The sequence below is a fragment of the Bacillus sp. ABA4_010 genome, assembly GCF_056159105.1.
On record NZ_JBSWUN010000003.1, the window covers coordinates 2,939,439 to 2,955,213 of the forward strand.

At 40.7% G+C, this 15,775-nt stretch carries 15 protein-coding genes and 1 pseudogene; 3 read left to right on the top strand and 13 right to left on the bottom strand.

Annotation, left to right across the window (positions count from 1 at the left end):
- Nucleotides 1-40 precede the first annotated feature (40 nt).
- Both ACXAEO_RS15765 and ACXAEO_RS15770 read right to left on the bottom strand, forming a co-directional pair.
- A complete protein-coding gene (locus ACXAEO_RS15765; RefSeq protein ID WP_474884208.1) occupies nucleotides 41-988 on the bottom strand; it encodes a methyl-accepting chemotaxis protein in 948 nt (315 codons plus the stop codon).
- Nucleotides 983-1,801: pseudogene (locus ACXAEO_RS15770) on the bottom strand (cache domain-containing protein); the annotation flags it as partial. The pseudogene ACXAEO_RS15770 and the gene ACXAEO_RS15765, both read right to left, overlap by 6 nt.
- Before the next feature lie 458 nt (nucleotides 1,802-2,259).
- Here ACXAEO_RS15770 and ACXAEO_RS15775 point away from each other — a divergent pair.
- Nucleotides 2,260-3,009 carry a YgjP-like metallopeptidase domain-containing protein gene (locus ACXAEO_RS15775; RefSeq protein WP_474882807.1) on the top strand — a complete coding sequence of 250 codons (750 nt, stop codon included), beginning with the start codon at nucleotides 2,260-2,262 and terminating at the stop codon, nucleotides 3,007-3,009.
- A 75-nt stretch (nucleotides 3,010-3,084) separates the two neighbouring features.
- On the opposite strand, the gene ACXAEO_RS15780 is transcribed toward ACXAEO_RS15775, so the two are convergent.
- A complete protein-coding gene (locus tag ACXAEO_RS15780; RefSeq protein WP_474882809.1) occupies nucleotides 3,085-3,396 on the bottom strand; it encodes a LapA family protein in 312 nt (103 codons plus the stop codon).
- Nucleotides 3,397-3,597: 201 nt separating this feature from the next.
- On the opposite strand from ACXAEO_RS15780, the gene lepB reads away from it, so the two are divergent.
- A complete protein-coding gene (lepB, locus tag ACXAEO_RS15785; protein ID WP_474882811.1) occupies nucleotides 3,598-4,158 on the top strand; it encodes a signal peptidase I in 561 nt (186 codons plus the stop codon).
- Nucleotides 4,159-4,169: 11 nt separating this feature from the next.
- Here the strand turns inward: lepB and ACXAEO_RS15790 are convergent, their stop codons facing one another.
- The 3 genes from ACXAEO_RS15790 to ACXAEO_RS15800 are packed head-to-tail and all read right to left on the bottom strand — an operon-like array spanning nucleotide 4,170 to nucleotide 8,207.
- Nucleotides 4,170-5,000 (bottom strand): glycosyltransferase, encoded by an 831-nt coding sequence (locus ACXAEO_RS15790; protein WP_474884210.1) that lies wholly within the window; start codon nucleotides 4,998-5,000, stop codon nucleotides 4,170-4,172.
- 8 nt (nucleotides 5,001-5,008) lie between these two features.
- Nucleotides 5,009-5,401 (bottom strand): SMU1112c/YaeR family gloxylase I-like metalloprotein, encoded by a 393-nt coding sequence (gloA2, locus tag ACXAEO_RS15795; RefSeq protein ID WP_474882813.1) that lies wholly within the window; start codon nucleotides 5,399-5,401, stop codon nucleotides 5,009-5,011.
- A 25-nt stretch (nucleotides 5,402-5,426) separates the two neighbouring features.
- Nucleotides 5,427-8,207 carry a bifunctional diguanylate cyclase/phosphodiesterase gene (locus ACXAEO_RS15800; RefSeq protein WP_474882815.1) on the bottom strand — a complete coding sequence of 927 codons (2,781 nt, stop codon included), beginning with the start codon at nucleotides 8,205-8,207 and terminating at the stop codon, nucleotides 5,427-5,429.
- A 401-nt stretch (nucleotides 8,208-8,608) separates the two neighbouring features.
- Here ACXAEO_RS15800 and ACXAEO_RS15805 point away from each other — a divergent pair, with 401 nt between their 5' ends.
- Entirely contained in the window at nucleotides 8,609-8,971 is a 363-nt protein-coding gene (locus ACXAEO_RS15805; RefSeq protein WP_474882818.1) for a PilZ domain-containing protein, read from the top strand.
- Nucleotides 8,972-9,026: 55 nt separating this feature from the next.
- Here the strand turns inward: ACXAEO_RS15805 and ACXAEO_RS15810 are convergent, their stop codons facing one another.
- The 7 genes from ACXAEO_RS15810 to ACXAEO_RS15840 all read right to left on the bottom strand — a co-directional run bounded on the left by ACXAEO_RS15810 (nucleotide 9,027) and on the right by ACXAEO_RS15840 (nucleotide 15,705).
- Nucleotides 9,027-11,261 (bottom strand): S-layer homology domain-containing protein, encoded by a 2,235-nt coding sequence (locus ACXAEO_RS15810; RefSeq protein ID WP_474882820.1) that lies wholly within the window; start codon nucleotides 11,259-11,261, stop codon nucleotides 9,027-9,029.
- A gap of 243 nt (nucleotides 11,262-11,504) precedes the next feature.
- Nucleotides 11,505-12,293: a hypothetical protein gene (locus ACXAEO_RS15815; protein ID WP_474882822.1), complete on the bottom strand. Its 789-nt coding sequence runs from the start codon at nucleotides 12,291-12,293 to the stop codon at nucleotides 11,505-11,507.
- A gap of 65 nt (nucleotides 12,294-12,358) precedes the next feature.
- Complete coding sequence (locus ACXAEO_RS15820) at nucleotides 12,359-12,928, bottom strand: hypothetical protein (RefSeq protein WP_474882825.1); 570 nt, start codon at nucleotides 12,926-12,928, stop codon at nucleotides 12,359-12,361.
- Between the two features lie 109 nt (nucleotides 12,929-13,037).
- The gene (locus tag ACXAEO_RS15825) at nucleotides 13,038-13,739 is read right to left on the bottom strand and encodes a CpsD/CapB family tyrosine-protein kinase (RefSeq protein ID WP_474882827.1); all 702 of its coding nucleotides are present in this window, start codon (nucleotides 13,737-13,739) and stop codon (nucleotides 13,038-13,040) included.
- Complete coding sequence (locus ACXAEO_RS15830) at nucleotides 13,732-14,484, bottom strand: YveK family protein (protein ID WP_474882829.1); 753 nt, start codon at nucleotides 14,482-14,484, stop codon at nucleotides 13,732-13,734. The genes ACXAEO_RS15825 and ACXAEO_RS15830 overlap by 8 nt, the downstream gene beginning before the upstream one ends.
- A gap of 278 nt (nucleotides 14,485-14,762) precedes the next feature.
- Complete coding sequence (locus ACXAEO_RS15835) at nucleotides 14,763-14,930, bottom strand: hypothetical protein (RefSeq protein WP_474882831.1); 168 nt, start codon at nucleotides 14,928-14,930, stop codon at nucleotides 14,763-14,765.
- A 289-nt stretch (nucleotides 14,931-15,219) separates the two neighbouring features.
- Nucleotides 15,220-15,705, bottom strand: a complete 486-nt coding sequence (locus ACXAEO_RS15840) for a chemotaxis protein CheX (protein ID WP_474882835.1) — start codon at nucleotides 15,703-15,705, stop codon at nucleotides 15,220-15,222.
- Nucleotides 15,706-15,775: the final 70 nt, after the last annotated feature.

Below are 15,775 nucleotides of genomic sequence, written 5' to 3' on the forward strand. Positions count from 1 at the left end.
TTTTTTTTACTCATTCTACATCTATAAACCTGTCATGATATTAGATTCTGAACTTAGTCAGCAAATCTTGCATATCTTGAGCAAGCTGACTTAACGAGTGAGCAGCATACGAGATTTCCTCCATCGCCGCAAGCTCCTGTTCAGAAGCCGAAGCCACATTTTCAGCACTTGCTGCTGATACTTGCGCCGCTTCTGCCAATGCCCCTGTCGATTTCGTTATTTCCGCCGAGTGCTGCTGAACATTGAAAGTGGCCGTTGAAATTTCCCGCACTTCTTTTTGAATCTGAAAAATATCTTCTAAAATTTTAGAGAAGTTTTGCCCTGCTTCCTCGACAACATTCATACCAACTGAAACACTTTGGGTGCTCTCCTGCATGACTGAATACGCCATTTTTGTATCTGCTTGAATCTCTTTAATTAACGAACTAATTTGATCCGCCGAACGCTTTGATTCTTCAGCAAGCTTTCGCACTTCATCTGCCACAACAGCAAACCCACGGCCATGCTCACCTGCGCGTGCGGCTTCGATCGCGGCATTCAATGCCAATAAGTTCGTCTGATCAGAAATACCTGTAATAACTTCAATAATTTTACCAATCTCATGTGAACGGTTTTCAAGTGTTTTCACTACATCCGTTGATTTCGTCACTTTGTCAGTAATTTGATTCATTTGTTCTTTTACTTTATGAAGCGATTCATTGCCAACTTCAGCTTCCTTCGATGTATGTGTCGCCGAATGCTCTACCTCCTGCGAGCGAACAGCCATTTCACGAATAAGTTCATCCATTTCCTGAATGGAGCGACTCGTCTGCTCAACATTCACAAGCTGAGCGTCCGCTCTTTCCGCCACTTCCTGAATGGAAAAGGTAACTTCATTAGCGGCAGTCTTCGTTTCATCAGCACTAGCTGTGAGTTCTTCCGAAGACGCTGCTACCGATTGACCTGTTTCGCTCACTTTTGCAATTAACTCTTTCATATTAGTGAGCATATGTCGATATCCTGCTGCCAACCGACCGATTTCATCCTTCGTATAAAGGTCTGGCACTTGCACTTGGAAGTTTCCTGCTGCTACCTCATTCGTTACTTCATTCATTTTTTCAATAGCTACAATATACTTACGAGCAAAGACATACATAATCATGCTTGCTACAATAACAGAGCCTACCGTGAACAAAAAGGTCATGAACTTTAATTCACCTAATTGTTCATAAAATTCCTCTTCATATGCCCCGATACCAATCATCCAATCCCACGGTTCAAAATAGACGGAGTATGCCATTTTACTTCGTGCCGATTTTTCTCCTTCATTTTTCCAGGAATATTCATAAAACCGGTCTTCCTTCTCTTTTTGTTTCGCTGACTCCATCAAGTCTTTCACAATATAAGCACCCTTGTCGTCCTGTAAATCCGCCATGTTTTTTCCTTCAATGCCCATTGGATGGACAACGGAGTTATACTCACTGTCATAAACAAATATGTAGCCATTGTCTTTATACAAGAAACCAGACTTCGTAAAATCTCGTTTATTATCATTCAGTTTCGGACCGACGAGCAATTCAGCTGCCTGTTGCTGTGCTTCCTCCTTGCTGAGCATCATAAACTCTTCCTGCTGCTGCAGACGCTCCACGACCGTCAGTGCTCCTTGAACTGTATTACTTAAATCTAGCTTCCCTGCTTCCACAAGCTGCTGCTTTGCGACAAAATAGCTCGCAAAACCAAGAGCTGTCGATGTAATTATGATAACGCTTACAACCAAGGTTAACATTTTAAAACGAAGACTGTGAACAAATTGACCCTTCATACTAATCCCCCACTCTAAAGCTGCTCTTTCGTTCCTGATAGTACCGCAATCGCCTATTTGACGAAAGTTTCTTTTTATACTCTATTTATCGGCAACTTTCTCCCTTTTTTCAGCGGAAAAATCAATCTATCAATACATTCCACTACATCCGTCAATATTTTTCACCTAAGCAGCTGGCAGCAGTCAGTCGCTTAAGGTTAGAAGATTTAGCATGACCGTCCGTTAATCATGTCCAAGTTTCTAAATCAAGCCATAGAATCATTCGGCACATCTTCATTTAATGTAGAACCATCACAATCGCTAATCCTGACAACTTGAAGTTCCCCTCTTAAGTTTAGAAAGTTCGACATGACTGCCCTTTCGCCATGTCGAACTTTCTAAATCAATCTATATCATATTGATATTCTAATAGATTCGTTATAAAATGAAGTTTTGTAGAAGGGAGTTCGAATAATTTTATGTTTAGCTATGTATCTGGAAATATTGCGATTGACTATACGTTTGAAGCACGTCCGAATATACAAGAAATCACTGTACACGTTTGTCCGAACAACGGAGTGAAACTTGTCGTGCCAAAAAGCTTAAACGAAAGCAATCGTCAGTTTGTCATCTCAAAAAAAGCACAATGGATTTTAGAACAACTTGGCAACGAACAAACGACGAAATCAAACAAAAGCGAGTCTACTGAAGCAGTAAAAGAGGAATTGCCAGCCGCACCATCGGAAACAGCACCCTTATCATTTCAAGACGGTGATAAAATCCCGTATTTAGGCCGTTCTTACCGTTTAAATCTTGTCAAAGAGACTCGCCAAGACGCCGCATTGACGTTCCGCGCGAAATTTATTGCCTCTCTTCCTGAAACGTGGAGCAGTGCCGAAATTAATCAAGGTGTCCAAACGCTGTTAACCGACTGGTTTGCAACGCGAGCAGACAGCAAGTTCCAAGAGTGTATGAAATCGCTCACGAAACAAATTGGCGACGTTTCTGTACAAATTGAATCTGCAGATTTAAAACATGAAACTCACCGTACAAAAGAAGATGGAACGATTGTATTAAACTGGCGCCTACTTACAGCACCGATGACGGTAATTGAATTTGTCCTCGGCCGTGAAGTAGCAAAACAAACGAACAACGATGTAAACCAGTGGTTCGAAGATGCAGCCGAACGCCAACAATGGCTAGAAGAAAACGAACTAACAGTCTTTTAAAGACAGGCTTAACACGAAAAAAGCTTTCCATCCGAGTGATTGACGAAATCAACAACTTGGACGGAAAGCTTCTTTTTATGCTTGTGATTGAGACGCTTCTGTTTCCTCTTCTTTTGGAGCGGAATCGGGTTCTTGTGCAGCTTCTTGATCACGCACTTGTTTTTGTAGTTGCCTCACTTGACTCTTCAACTGCAAAATTTTCACGACACTTAATAAACCTGTTGCCAATCCCCCAAACAATGCCGAACCTAAAATAACTAAAATAAGTGGCCACTGACGGTTACCGAATACATAATTTACTTCTACCGGGTTATTGTTCACAACAGCAAATACTGCAATAATAAATGCAAATACAAGTCCTAAAATAAAAAACTGTTGACCTTTCATCGACATTCTCCTTCTCTCTTTTCCTCAGTTTACCGCAATTTCCATTCTCAATCCAATCTTTCCGTTCTTCTTTGTTCATCTTTCTTTTTATCACTTCGATTTGTTTTCTCTTCCAATCTTTGGACAGATGTAAATGACAGCGTCCAAACAAGTATGCTACACTTGTTATAATATAGGCTTGAGGGAAAAAGAGGTGTAAAGATGGAGCATGGAGTAAAAAAAGAACTTTTATCGTACGTCAAAACGCTTGTCGTAGCTCTTATTTTATCTTTTTTAATTCAACATTTTTTATTTCAGCCGTACACCGTAAAAGGAGAATCGATGATGCCGAATCTGGAAGAAGGCAACAAGATTATTATCAATAAGCTCAATTATCGCCACGGTGAACCAGAGCGCTTTGATATGGTCGTGTTGAAATCTCCCAACTCTGATGAATATTTAGTCAAACGCATTATCGGCTTACCTGGAGAAACCGTGGAATACCAAGATGACATCCTATTCATCAACAGCAAACCACAGAAAGAACCGTACTTAAAAGACTATAAGGAGCAACTCCTTCCCTTTGAAAAATTAACGGAGGACTTTACCTTAAAAGAAATTACCGACGAATCAACTATTCCAGAAGGGTATATTCTCGTTCTCGGCGATAATCGCCGCATTAGCCGCGACGGGCGCCATTTTGGCTTAGTGAAAATAGACAGTGTAGTCGGCGAGGTGAATATGCGCTATTGGCCTATTCAAGAAGTCGCCTTCATGCATTAAGAAGAAACCCGTCAATTTAATGACGGGTTTCTTTCAGTGACAAGACGAGAAACAAACGGCTTGCCATCCCAAACAATGGCACTTAGCGCCTTGCGTTTTTTGACTTCTGGTTCTTCAAGGAGGACCCAAAAGTTCTTGATTGGTCGTTCACCTAGACCATGCTTAGCACATAAACGTTTTAAGTAGAGATGGCGCTTTTCGTCAAGGTGCAACGACTGATTGTCACCCGTTTCCGAAAAAGCGTATAAAACACTCGCTACTGGAACTCGTTTCACATGAAACGTCCCGGCTGCCCGTAAAAAGAAGTCCCAGTCCCAATAATTATGGACATCTTCATCAAAGTAGCCAAGATGATCATGAAGACTCCGCTTATACATGCTGCCTGATGGAATGTAGGTTGAAAAGGCCTTCATTTTCTCAATACTCCACTCATAGGCGAACAGAAGGCGTTCTTTCGGAATTCTTGTCTGGTTTCTCACCTCATAATTAAACATCTCGGCATCAGAAAAAACGAAGTCAGCTTGTTCCATCGCCTCCGCCATTCGTTCAATATGAGTATGCCATAACAAATCATCATCATCACATAATAAAATGTAATCCCCTGTCGCTTGCCGCACTCCGATATTTCGGGCATGTACATGGCCTATATTGTTCTCCAAATTGATAATCGTTAGCGGAAGCTCTGGATAGTAGAGCGCTAAACTTTCTGGCGACTTCCCACCATCATTTACAATGATGATTTCAGCCGGCTTGTACGTTTGCCTTAACAATGACTCCATCAACTCGCCCAACGCGTATACACGTTGATACGTGGGAATGATGACTGATACAGCACGTTTCATCATATTAGCTAAATCCCCTCTTCATATAATTCCAGAGGCAACCCATCCGGATCTGCAAAAAAGGTAAACTTTCGACCGGTAAGCGGATCGATCCTAATCGCTTCCACTTCCACTCCTTGCACTTTCAGCTCCTGAACAGCTTCTTCTACATCCGATACTGCAAAAGCGAGATGACGAAGCCCCCTCGCCTCTGGATAAGATGGTCGATGAGCTGGATTTGGAAAGGAAAATAGTTCAATTTGATGCCCTTCACTTACTTCCAAATCAAGCTTATAAGACTGTCGATCCGCCCGGTATGTCTCCGCAATGATGCGAAATCCAAGCAACTCCGTATAGAAAGCTTTTGACTGCTCATAATTAGAACAAATAATAGCAACGTGATGAATGCGACGAATGTTCATGTTATAGCTCCTCATTTCTCTTTATTTACACTAAAGCCGGATGAATCGTATTACGGGCTTGCTTCTCAATTTTTTCGGCATTTGCGGCAAATTCTCCTGCTGGCAACGGGCGACTGAAATAATAGCCTTGCATTTCATCACATTGTTCTTTCACAAGCATTTTTGCCTGCTGCTGTTCTTCAATTCCTTCTGCCACTACTTTTAAATCAAGACTTTTTCCAAGCATAATAATCGCTTTTACAATCGTATCTTCTTTTTCACAATGTATCGTCTCCAGAAAAGATTTATCGATTTTTAAGCTATGAATAGGCAACTGTTGAATATAACTTAAAGAGGAATACCCCGCTCCAAAATCATCAAGGGAAATATAAATCCCCATTTGCTTTAACATATGTAGCTTTTCAATCACGACCTCCATATTTTTAATAGCGACCGTTTCCGTAATTTCCAATTCTAAATATTGCGGGTCAAGCTGCGTCTCTCGCAACGCATTCATAACCATTGGAATAAATGATGGTTCCCCAAAATCGACACTCGAAATATTCACAGCCACCCGCATCGGGCGCATCCCTTGCTCCTGCCACTGTTTGTTTTGCCGGCAAGCCGTTTTTAATGCCCATTCGCTAATCTTCAAAATGAAGCCCGTTTCTTCTGCCACTGGAATAAACTCCCCTGGCGACACCTTCCCAAGCGTTGGATGGTTCCAGCGAATAAGTGCTTCCACTCCCGCAATTTGCCCACTTTTCGCTTCAATTTTCGGCTGATAATACAGCTCAAACTCTTCATCCAGCACAGCACGACGAAGACCATCTTCAATCATCATCCGCTTTGTGCTTTCTTGATGCATAATCGTATCATAAAAGGAAAAACTGTTTCGCTGATGCTTTTTCGTGTGATACATCGCAATATCTGCCTGGCGGATTAACGTATCGAGCGTAAGGCTGTCATTCGGAAAAATGGCACCTCCAATGCTCGCACTCACGTATACCTCCAACTCTCCACTTCGAAACGGTTCGCTAATTTCACTTAACAGTTCCCCTGTTAACTGAACAATTTGCTGGCGGTCACGATTTTGAAGTAACACTAAAAAGGAATCTAGCCCGTATTGGGAGATAAGGTCCGTCGACAAAATCACTTGTTGAATGCGCCGCGCCACCTCTTTTAGCAGGGCATCGCCTACTGGATGTCCGTGTGTATCTCTTAAATATTTAAAACGGTCAAGGTCAATGAGCAATAAAGAAGCCGTTCCTCCATGCTTTTTTACTCGTTCAAGCGCACTGTTCGCTAATGTATTGAAAAGCCCTGCCGTCGGAAGGCCTGTCTTCAAATCTTGATAAGCCATGTATTGCACCGTTTGCTTTACTTTCCGCTGCTCTGTCACATCATAAAAAATGGTTTGAATGTACGAAGCACCTTTCATTTTAATCACGGTTGATTTCGTCTGCACATATTTTTCTTCTTTTTTACAATTAATGACGCGAAGCTGATTGTATATCGCCCCTTCAACTGGAAAGGAATTAGACAGTTCCGCAATCCGCTTTTGTACGATATCGTGTTCCTCCAGCGCCAAAAACGTCAATAAAGATTGTCCCACTAACTCTTCTCGTTGCTCCGCCCCAAAAAGACGAATGACTTCTTCATTGGCAGCGACAATGTTGCCATTTTGATGGACAAGCATGGCAAGCGGCGCATCGTGAAACAGTTGCTGATACCGATCATGTGCCACACTCAGCTCCTCTTCAATCTGCTTTTGCTCTGTCACATCTCTCATCGAAAAAATGTATTCATGCTTAGCATCTAAGTTTACTTTTGTTACCGTCAATTCGATTCTTTTGCAAATCTCTCCTGGTAAAAACAACTCTGTTTCCAATCGTTTCCCAATGAGCTGAGGAAGCGTTTGAAATGCCGGCAAAAATGAAAAAATCGACTGTCCTGCCATATCTTGCTGAAACAACTTACAAGCCATCGGATTCATTGTAAGAATTTCACTCTGTTCGTTCGTGACCACAATCGGATCGAGCGATGAATGAAAGATAGCTCTCTTAACTGTTTGCTGGCGGCGAATTTTCCGCTCTAATGTCATGACAACAAGCATCAGTAAAAATAGAAATGTTAAAAACAGTAAAATAAACCCAATCAGCCACTTCGTTTCAATGGGAAGCTGAAATGAACGAATCGCTTGCCCCTTTGCAACTAAATCAAGACGAAGCGACAGCATGGCCGTATAATGAATCGCCCCCATAGCGAAGGTGACCATGAACGCCAGCATAATTTTATACAAAACATTCAGCTGTGAAACAAACATCCGAAAGAAAAAAAGCCATGTTGCCGCAAATGATGTAAACAATGCGACCGCAATGGAACCAGCCAGCCAGCTCTTATCGTAGGAAATCCCGATATTCTCCACCCCCAGTAAACTGACGTGGCGCATCAAGAAAAAACCACCGACTAAACACAAATTCATCTGTAAAAAGGAGAGAAGCTTCTTTTCTCCCTTGCCTGCCGAACGAAAACCGATATAACTGCTTCCCACTCCAATAAGAAGCGACATTCCTGCATAGCCATAATGATAATAGCTGTCTGTAAATATAGGAAAGGCTAAAAAACTCACCGACTCCATCGCCCACAGACCGCCTCCGAATACAGCTGCACTGCTCCAAAGCCAAATGCGGTTCCAATTGGATTCTGACTTTCTCATGTTAATAGCAAGTTCCAATGCCATGTAGCTTGTTACAAGCGTAATTAAAAAAGAGAGGATTAAAAGTGGGGAATTATATGTATTTGCTAACACCTGATTGTTGATCATCTATAACTTCCTTCCTAATGCATCCGCTTCGTTTTTCAGATTGTCATCCTTTCCATCCCGCCTTACGTTTCTCCTAAAACAACGATTAATAATGGGTAAAGATTCCTATTTTTATCATACTAGATGCGCATTCCTCCGTACAGACACCGACAGCACATCGCCAAGAAAAAGTACGAAAATATTCACGAATTGTTACCATTTTCAAAGCTTGTCATAGTATGATATGTATATTCAGCTGAATAACTAGACAAAGCTTCGTTTAGTAGAAGAACATTATCATTAATTATGTAAACTACTAAAAAATCCTCAAAGATTCACCTATGCAAATCGCAATACTCCCATAAGAAAGGGACAGCCGCTTAGGTTTAGAATCACGTAAATCATAGACGGAGGTTATGATTATGCAATTTAAACGTCAAGAAGGTTTTCGCTATACCTTCGACTCTCCCATTACCGGAACCTTTCAACTCGTCAAGCAAAATAACGCACCGATTGACATTAAACCTGGTTTTGCCGAAATTTTAGATTTAAGTCCAAACGGGCTCCGGTTCACAACAAAACTAGACATCCCCACTAACGAAGTAGATTGGGAAGTTACCGTGACATTTCTTTTAAATGAAACCCCTATCTCATTAACGGGGATTATCGCTTGGAAAAAACTAGCTGCATCTGGTTTTCAATATGGCATGGAATGTGAAAACAACGTAGAAACGCAAGAACAAATTATTCAGGAAATGAAACAATATATTAAGGCCTTATCATAGACACATCAACAAAAGGGACATGGATTTTTTCCATGTCCCTTTTCATCATCACTGCTTATTCGTTGATGAATTTCAACGTTTTTAACGTCTCATCTAAAATTTTCACCATTTGTGCACGAGTTGTTGGTGCATATGGATCGAAGTTTCCATCTGGACGACCTTGCATGATACCTGCCTGTAATACCGTTTCGATATCTTTGCGAGCCCAGTCTAAAATTTTACTTTCATCTTTAAAGTCCTCTACTTTTAACGTTTCATCCAATTCTTTCTCTTTATCATAAGAAACAAATTCTAATGCACGATTGATCATAAGTGCGGCTTGTGCACGTGTCACAGGTGTATTAGGATCAAAGCTTCCATCCGCTTTTCCTTGAATAATACCTGCATTGACAGCTGCTGTCATTTCAGGAACAAACCACTCATCACCTTTTACATCTTTGAAACGATCATCATACGTACCATCTGTTGATAAAGCTAACGCACGAGTTAATAAAACCGCTAATTGAACACGTGTCGTGGAAGCATACGGACCGAACGAACCGTCAGCACGACCTTGAACAATGTATTTGTTCGCTAATTTTTCAATTTGCTCTTTGTTCCATGTACCATTGAGGTCATTGAATGTTTTATCATTTTCAACGACAACGTATAAAGAGTTAGTCATCGCATGCACAATCACTTCATCTTTTTCCTCTTCATTCACGACCGTCGGAACAGCTGTAGTCGTACCATCTGCTTCTAAACGTAGTACCACTGATTTGTCTGCATCAAGATCTTTATTCGCCTTAATTGTACGGCTCACATAATCTTTAAATGTCTTTAACTCTTTTGTCTGTCCGTTTACAATCGCTTCGACTGTGAATTCTACTACATCAGAAACGGCCGTTAATTTATTTTGGCCAATCACATCTTGGTCGTCTTTTCCGACTTTTACTGTAATTTTAATATTCACATCTTCAACCGTTCCGCCTAATTCTGCCGCTAAGCCCTCTAAATCAATTTCACTTGCAGGCAAACTATAAGAACCTACATCTGTTTTCACATCAATGGTCGCTTCTTTATTTTTCTCGATGATGGCTTTTAATACAGTCGTCGGCAACGTCACATCTTCAGCCTTATTGCTCAATGTAATTTCAAGATTTTTAAAATCTTTCGCATCCTTAATCGCTTTTGCTACTTCGCTAGCATTGCTGCTGATTTTGCTGCTGTCGGTTTTTACGTCACTGCTGCTAGATCCAGTACCAGGTGTCGTAGTGGAACCGCCATCTGACCCACCGCTAGAACCGCCTGAACCACCTGAACTGCTGCCCCCGCCTCCAGTCGTTGGTTTTGTCACATTAATTGTGTTGGAAGTAGCAATTTTCATACCATCAAATAGCACACTAACCGTAATTGAGCCATCTTTTTTAACATCTAATACATTATTCGTAAATGTAGCTACCGTAGCATCGCTCGTTGTCCATGTTACTTGCTTTGTAAGAGGAATAGAAATACTTTCTCCAAGTAAATTAACCGGTACATTAAAGGAGTATGTATTTCCTGAATTTGTAATGACAGCTCCCTTCTCCTTAAAAGCACTTGTCATTAAAGTAGAGCGTGCTGGTTTTCCATTAGATGCTGGGTCAATAACATCATTATTTAGCTTTTCCTGCATTAAAAATAGTTTTTCAACACTCAAACCAATTTCACTTAACTTGCCATCTAAATCACTATAGTACTCCTTATGTTCACCACTGCTGAACGTGTTAGCAACCGCTGTTTTCAAGACATCTGAATATTTTACATTTGACTGAATAGCATATGTTTGCACAGCTTGCTCTAATTTAGGCTCTAAATCTGTAATAAAGACAATTAACTGATCAGCTGTAACTGTTCCGCCGCTATCAAACAATGTATTAAAATGAACTGCATTCGCTGTTCTAAATGCTTTAACTTTACTTGCTAAATCCGCAGCATTCGAAGGTTTGGAATAAATTAAAGCAGCGGTGTTTTTCACTAAATCTACAAAGGCGGACTCCTTATCTGGCGTTAAAGAAATGCCAGCCGCTGCTTTAATATTGGAAGCTGTTAAATTATTTACCTTCGCTTTCCCTAATTCTGTTGCACTTGCATGTTGGTAAAATTGATAAAATCTTTCTGCCAGTGTATCAATCTCACTGTTTACATTTACACTCGGAGCTGCTACAACACTAGTTGGTGCCGCTAAACCAGTTGCTGCTAATGGACTTAGGGCAATGGATGCCGCTAAAACGGCTTTTACTGCTTTTTTGCTGAATGGGTAGTTCTTCATGCTTGTCACCTCATAAACTAGTTTTAATTACAATTTTCAGATGAATCTATATGTATGATTTACAACTCGATCTCCACAACTAACATTCCACTAAAAGGAAAATTTTCAAATATATTCCTATACTAAACTATTAATCTTGATTATTCAATCTTTTTTCGATAAAATTCCCACTTCTTTTACAATAAGATAAGGGAATTTCGACAGGTGTGTTCAAAGAAGAGTGAAAGGGATGGGGCAAGACACTTACTGCTTGCCCAGTTCAATAATGCCAAATAGTTTTAACGCTTCGTACTCTTCTTCCGTTAAGCGAGAAGTCACCTTAGACTTAATGGCCGCCTTTTCCTCTGCTGTCAGTCCGCCTTGTGCCATACTGGCGAACTCGGAGATTTCTGTCATCGAAAATTTACTCATCACAAATTTCATCGCTTCTTCTCGAGATTGAAAGGTTTTCTTCGCTGTTTCCTCCTTGCTGGAAGATGCTTCTTCATTTTTGGACGACTCTGCTTCTTTCTTTACTGCCGCTGTTTTCTCGACTTGTTCCTTGTCCGTTTCTCCTCTTGCTTCCGGCTTTTGTGCGGAAGCAATTGATTCGGATACCGCTGTTTCTTCAACCGGTTTAAATGTCAAATCCTCACTTGAAATTCGGGCAGTTGCAATGGCAGAAGGAACAACATTATTTTCCTTTAGTAAATCGGCCACTTTTTCCGTCCCAAGCTCCTGTTCTAATAGCTCCTGAACAGACGGGTCCTGAAGCAATTGATTCATATCCTCTTGACTTACTTGGCTGGCAACTTCGTTCACGAGTTTGTCGGATGCCTTATCAAGAGCGAGTTGATAACCGGCATAGCCAACGGGGATCGCCACCAACAACATCGTCACTACGAACATAAACCGCTTATATTGCCAAAATGGTTTCGTTTCTTTCCGTTTACCGCTTCCCACTTTTTTGTAATACACATTCCGGTCACGGTCTCTGTAATAGCGGACCCCAAAGATTTTAAGCGGTGTCCACACTTCCTTCATTGCGCGCATTAATTGCTCACCTTCACTTTACACTCAATTTCTGTATTCCCCTGCCAAATGAACCCTTTGTCTCTTTAATTAGATAAGGCACGCTGGACAGCTGCAATTTCTTCTGCCGTAAAGTTAGAAAAGGCCTTTTTCTTTAAAATCGCTTTTTCTTCTGCTGTTAAACCATCTGCGGCCATCTTTCGCATATCATTCAATTCCCCTGCCGAAAAGCGGCTCATCGCAAACCGAACGGCCTCGTTACGACTTGAGAATTCCGGGTCATTGGAAGGTTTCTTTTCTGGTTCTTCATTTTCTGGGGAAACGTTTTTTTCCGGTTGCTCCTTCACATCCTTCGCTTCAGCAGGAGCATTCGTCTTTTCACTTGAAACGGAAGCGGACTTGGTAGACTTGGTGCTTACTGCGGCCACTTCTTTCTCACTCTCCTTAGTTTCTTCGGAAAGATTCTCTGCTAACTTGTTAATGCTCACCTCATTTTCCTTAACGACTTGCTCAATTTCCTTCATCAAGTCAGGGTCATTTTCCAGCTCCTCCGATAGCTTGTCCGCCGCTGTATTCATCACATATTGATAGCCCGCATATCCCCCTGCTCCTAAAATAAGAATGGCTGAACCGGCAACCACCAACAGCTTTTTCATTCCGCACTCCTCCTTCATATTATTTCCTTTAAAGATATCAAATTCTCTTTTTTTGGTAAATTATTCAAAAATAAATATCCAATGATAAAAAGGCAGCTCGCTGCTGCCTTTAGTTCGTCCCGTAATAGTAATAATATTCGCCTTTTTCCTGCTTTTTCTGATTAAGCACTACTCCAAGCAGCTTCCCTTTAGCATTCATAAGCACTTCTTTCGACTTTTGTGCCGCTTCAATAACCGTTTCACCACTGCGAACAACAAGAATCGAACCATGGCATAAGTTAGCTAAAATTTGGCCATCTGTTACTGCTAAAACTGGTGGTGTGTCAAACAAAATCATATCATATTCACTGTACAGCTCTTCCAGCAATTCTTTCATGCCAGCAGATGCCAACAGCTCAGCTGGATTCGGCGGAATCGGCCCACTTGTCAATACCGATAAATTGTCAATGGCTGTCTTACTGACTGCCGAACGCAAAGTCGTTTGTTTGGTAAGTACATTGGTTAACCCGATATGATTTTCCAATCGAAACGTGTAATGAACGGTTGGCTTTCGCATATCCGCATCAACTAACAGCACCTTCTTTCCTTGCTGGGCGAATACAACCGCCAAGTTGGCGACTGTCGTCGACTTTCCTTCTCCAGGACTTGATGACGTCACCATAACGGAATGAAGATGTCCATCTACATTGGAAAATTGAATATTCGTACGAATTGTACGGTATTGCTCTGAAATCGGTGATTTCGGCTGTATATACGAAATTAAGGAGCGCTGTGTGGATGGAGTAACCACTTTTTGCTTTCGTTTAAACATGAGACGACTCTCCTTTCACACGACCCATTCGCGGAGTTATCGCTTCTTGACTACGTTTGACCGTTGCGCTTTGCTCAATGGTACTAATAACACCAATAACTGGCATTTCAAGCAAACGCTCCACATCTTGCTCATTTTTAATCGTATTATCGAGGTATTCCAGTAAAAAGGCTAAGCCAACCCCCGCCATCGCTCCTACTACAAGCGCAATCGCAATATTTAATAACGGACGTGGTTGCACTGGCTGTGGATTTTCAGGTACATCCGCTGTCGATAAAATGCTCACATTATTAACATTCATAATTTTCACAATTTCATTTTTAAATACATCCGCCGTCGTGTTGGCAATTTTTGCAGCCAATACAGGATCCGGATCTTGGACGGTAATGGAGACTACTTGTGAATCCTTCTCACTAGCCACCTGAATTTGCTCCGTTAATGCCCCAACTGTTCGTTCAAGGCCGAGTTCCTTCTTGACGATATCCAAAATTGCCGGACTTTTAATAATCACGTTGTATGTATTAATTAACTGCAAATTCGTTTGCACTTCAGCAGGATTGTAAAGCTGCTGTTCTGATTTTGATTGATTCACAAGTATTTGCGTGGAATTTTGATAAATAGGTGTTAAAAAAAAGATGCTAAGTACCCCGCTCACCGTCGTCGCAATTACTGTTATTAAAACAATGAGCCAAAGACGTTTTTTTAGCGTTTGAAATAATTCACGCAGACTAATTGTTTCTTCCATGATGACCCTCCAAGTATTCTCGTTTAAGAAACTACACCCCTCATTATAATAAAGAGATTGGAAGATATCTACATTTTTTGGTTAAGTTAGACAAAATTAATGAATTTTTTACAATTAGTGAAAAAAATGGAGCCAATGCTAAGGCACTGGATAAGAAAGTAACATAAGGGATTAAAAAGGAGAGCAACGATTTTTTATGATGAGGAAAAAAGCACAAAAAAAGATGACCTCTAAAAAACATAGATGATCACCTCAAAGCTTTCCAGCTTATTTTTACTTTATTCAGCTGTCTGCCGACTATAGAGCAATTGCAATTTCTCTGATATGCCCTGTACGAACGCTTCCAGCTTCATATCTTTTCGTTCCTTTCCTTCGGCTTCACATTGTTGTAGAAGCTGAAGAAAATCTTGCTGGGAAATCGTTTGTTCTGTTGTTTTTAAACTCATAATACAAAAAATCCTCCTAGTAACAATGCGTTACGGGCATATTCCCCTTATTTCAACATTTTACACCTATACTTATCATTTTATCTCGAATTATAGCAAACTTCCATGAAACTGTAAATATTAGGGTTTTAAAATGGGCGATAACGCTTTCCCAATCGTTCGATATAGACATCAGTTATACAGTGTAATCAGTTCGATTACACTAAGAACATAAAAGAACCGTTCCTCTATAATATTATTATAGAGAGAAACGGTTCTTGTTGCATTCCGTTAAATGTTCTTCATCACCTTAATGAAGCGTGAGTTCACTCTGTTCCATACCGTTATATGGCAGCAAAACGACCTTTAACGTTTCATCATTTGTAAATTGAATAATAATTTCAATTCCATCATCTAACCATTCACATGATTGATCAGATAAAATAGTCGGATGAGTAATATCTAGCTTAAAGTTACGGGACATTTCCGTACATAAATTTCCCGAAATCATGTTAGCCAGTTCACCGACAAACGACTTTAACATATCACCTTCTAAAGACATTCCGAACATCGTTTCCCCAAGCGTGCTAAATAATTTCTCTTCCCCAAGAAGGAAAAAATCTCCCTTTATATCTCCGATGAGACTAACCATTACCCCGAAATCGACTTGCAGTGAATCTTGGGAAGCAATCGAATACGAAAAATGAAAAGGAATAGGAATTGTTTTAGAAACAGACAAATTCATGCCTTGCACAAACATATCAGTCCATTTTGCTACTTTATCGTCAGTTTTCATTCGTTCCTCCTTCAAATCGAACCAATGCATACAAAAAAATTGTATTTTAATAGGTCCATTGTACTCAATC

Bases quoted from the DNA above. Each gene is read 5' to 3' on its own strand.
- ACXAEO_RS15765 (WP_474884208.1), bottom strand. From the start codon at position 988: ATGCTCACTAATATGAAAGAGTTAATTGCAAAAGTGAGCGAAACAGGT.
- ACXAEO_RS15775 (WP_474882807.1), top strand. From the start codon at position 2,260: ATGTTTAGCTATGTATCTGGAAATATTGCGATTGACTATACGTTTGAA.
- ACXAEO_RS15780 (WP_474882809.1), bottom strand. From the start codon at position 3,396: ATGAAAGGTCAACAGTTTTTTATTTTAGGACTTGTATTTGCATTTATT.
- lepB (WP_474882811.1), top strand. From the start codon at position 3,598: ATGGAGCATGGAGTAAAAAAAGAACTTTTATCGTACGTCAAAACGCTT.
- ACXAEO_RS15790 (WP_474884210.1), bottom strand. From the start codon at position 5,000: ATGAAACGTGCTGTATCAGTCATCATTCCCACGTATCAACGTGTATAC.
- gloA2 (WP_474882813.1), bottom strand. From the start codon at position 5,401: ATGAACATTCGTCGCATTCATCACGTTGCTATTATTTGTTCTAATTAT.
- ACXAEO_RS15800 (WP_474882815.1), bottom strand. From the start codon at position 8,207: ATGATCAACAATCAGGTGTTAGCAAATACATATAATTCCCCACTTTTA.
- ACXAEO_RS15805 (WP_474882818.1), top strand. From the start codon at position 8,609: ATGCAATTTAAACGTCAAGAAGGTTTTCGCTATACCTTCGACTCTCCC.
- ACXAEO_RS15810 (WP_474882820.1), bottom strand. From the start codon at position 11,261: ATGAAGAACTACCCATTCAGCAAAAAAGCAGTAAAAGCCGTTTTAGCG.
- ACXAEO_RS15815 (WP_474882822.1), bottom strand. From the start codon at position 12,293: ATGCGCGCAATGAAGGAAGTGTGGACACCGCTTAAAATCTTTGGGGTC.
- ACXAEO_RS15820 (WP_474882825.1), bottom strand. From the start codon at position 12,928: ATGAAAAAGCTGTTGGTGGTTGCCGGTTCAGCCATTCTTATTTTAGGA.
- ACXAEO_RS15825 (WP_474882827.1), bottom strand. From the start codon at position 13,739: ATGTTTAAACGAAAGCAAAAAGTGGTTACTCCATCCACACAGCGCTCC.
- ACXAEO_RS15830 (WP_474882829.1), bottom strand. From the start codon at position 14,484: ATGGAAGAAACAATTAGTCTGCGTGAATTATTTCAAACGCTAAAAAAA.
- ACXAEO_RS15835 (WP_474882831.1), bottom strand. From the start codon at position 14,930: ATGAGTTTAAAAACAACAGAACAAACGATTTCCCAGCAAGATTTTCTT.
- ACXAEO_RS15840 (WP_474882835.1), bottom strand. From the start codon at position 15,705: ATGAAAACTGACGATAAAGTAGCAAAATGGACTGATATGTTTGTGCAA.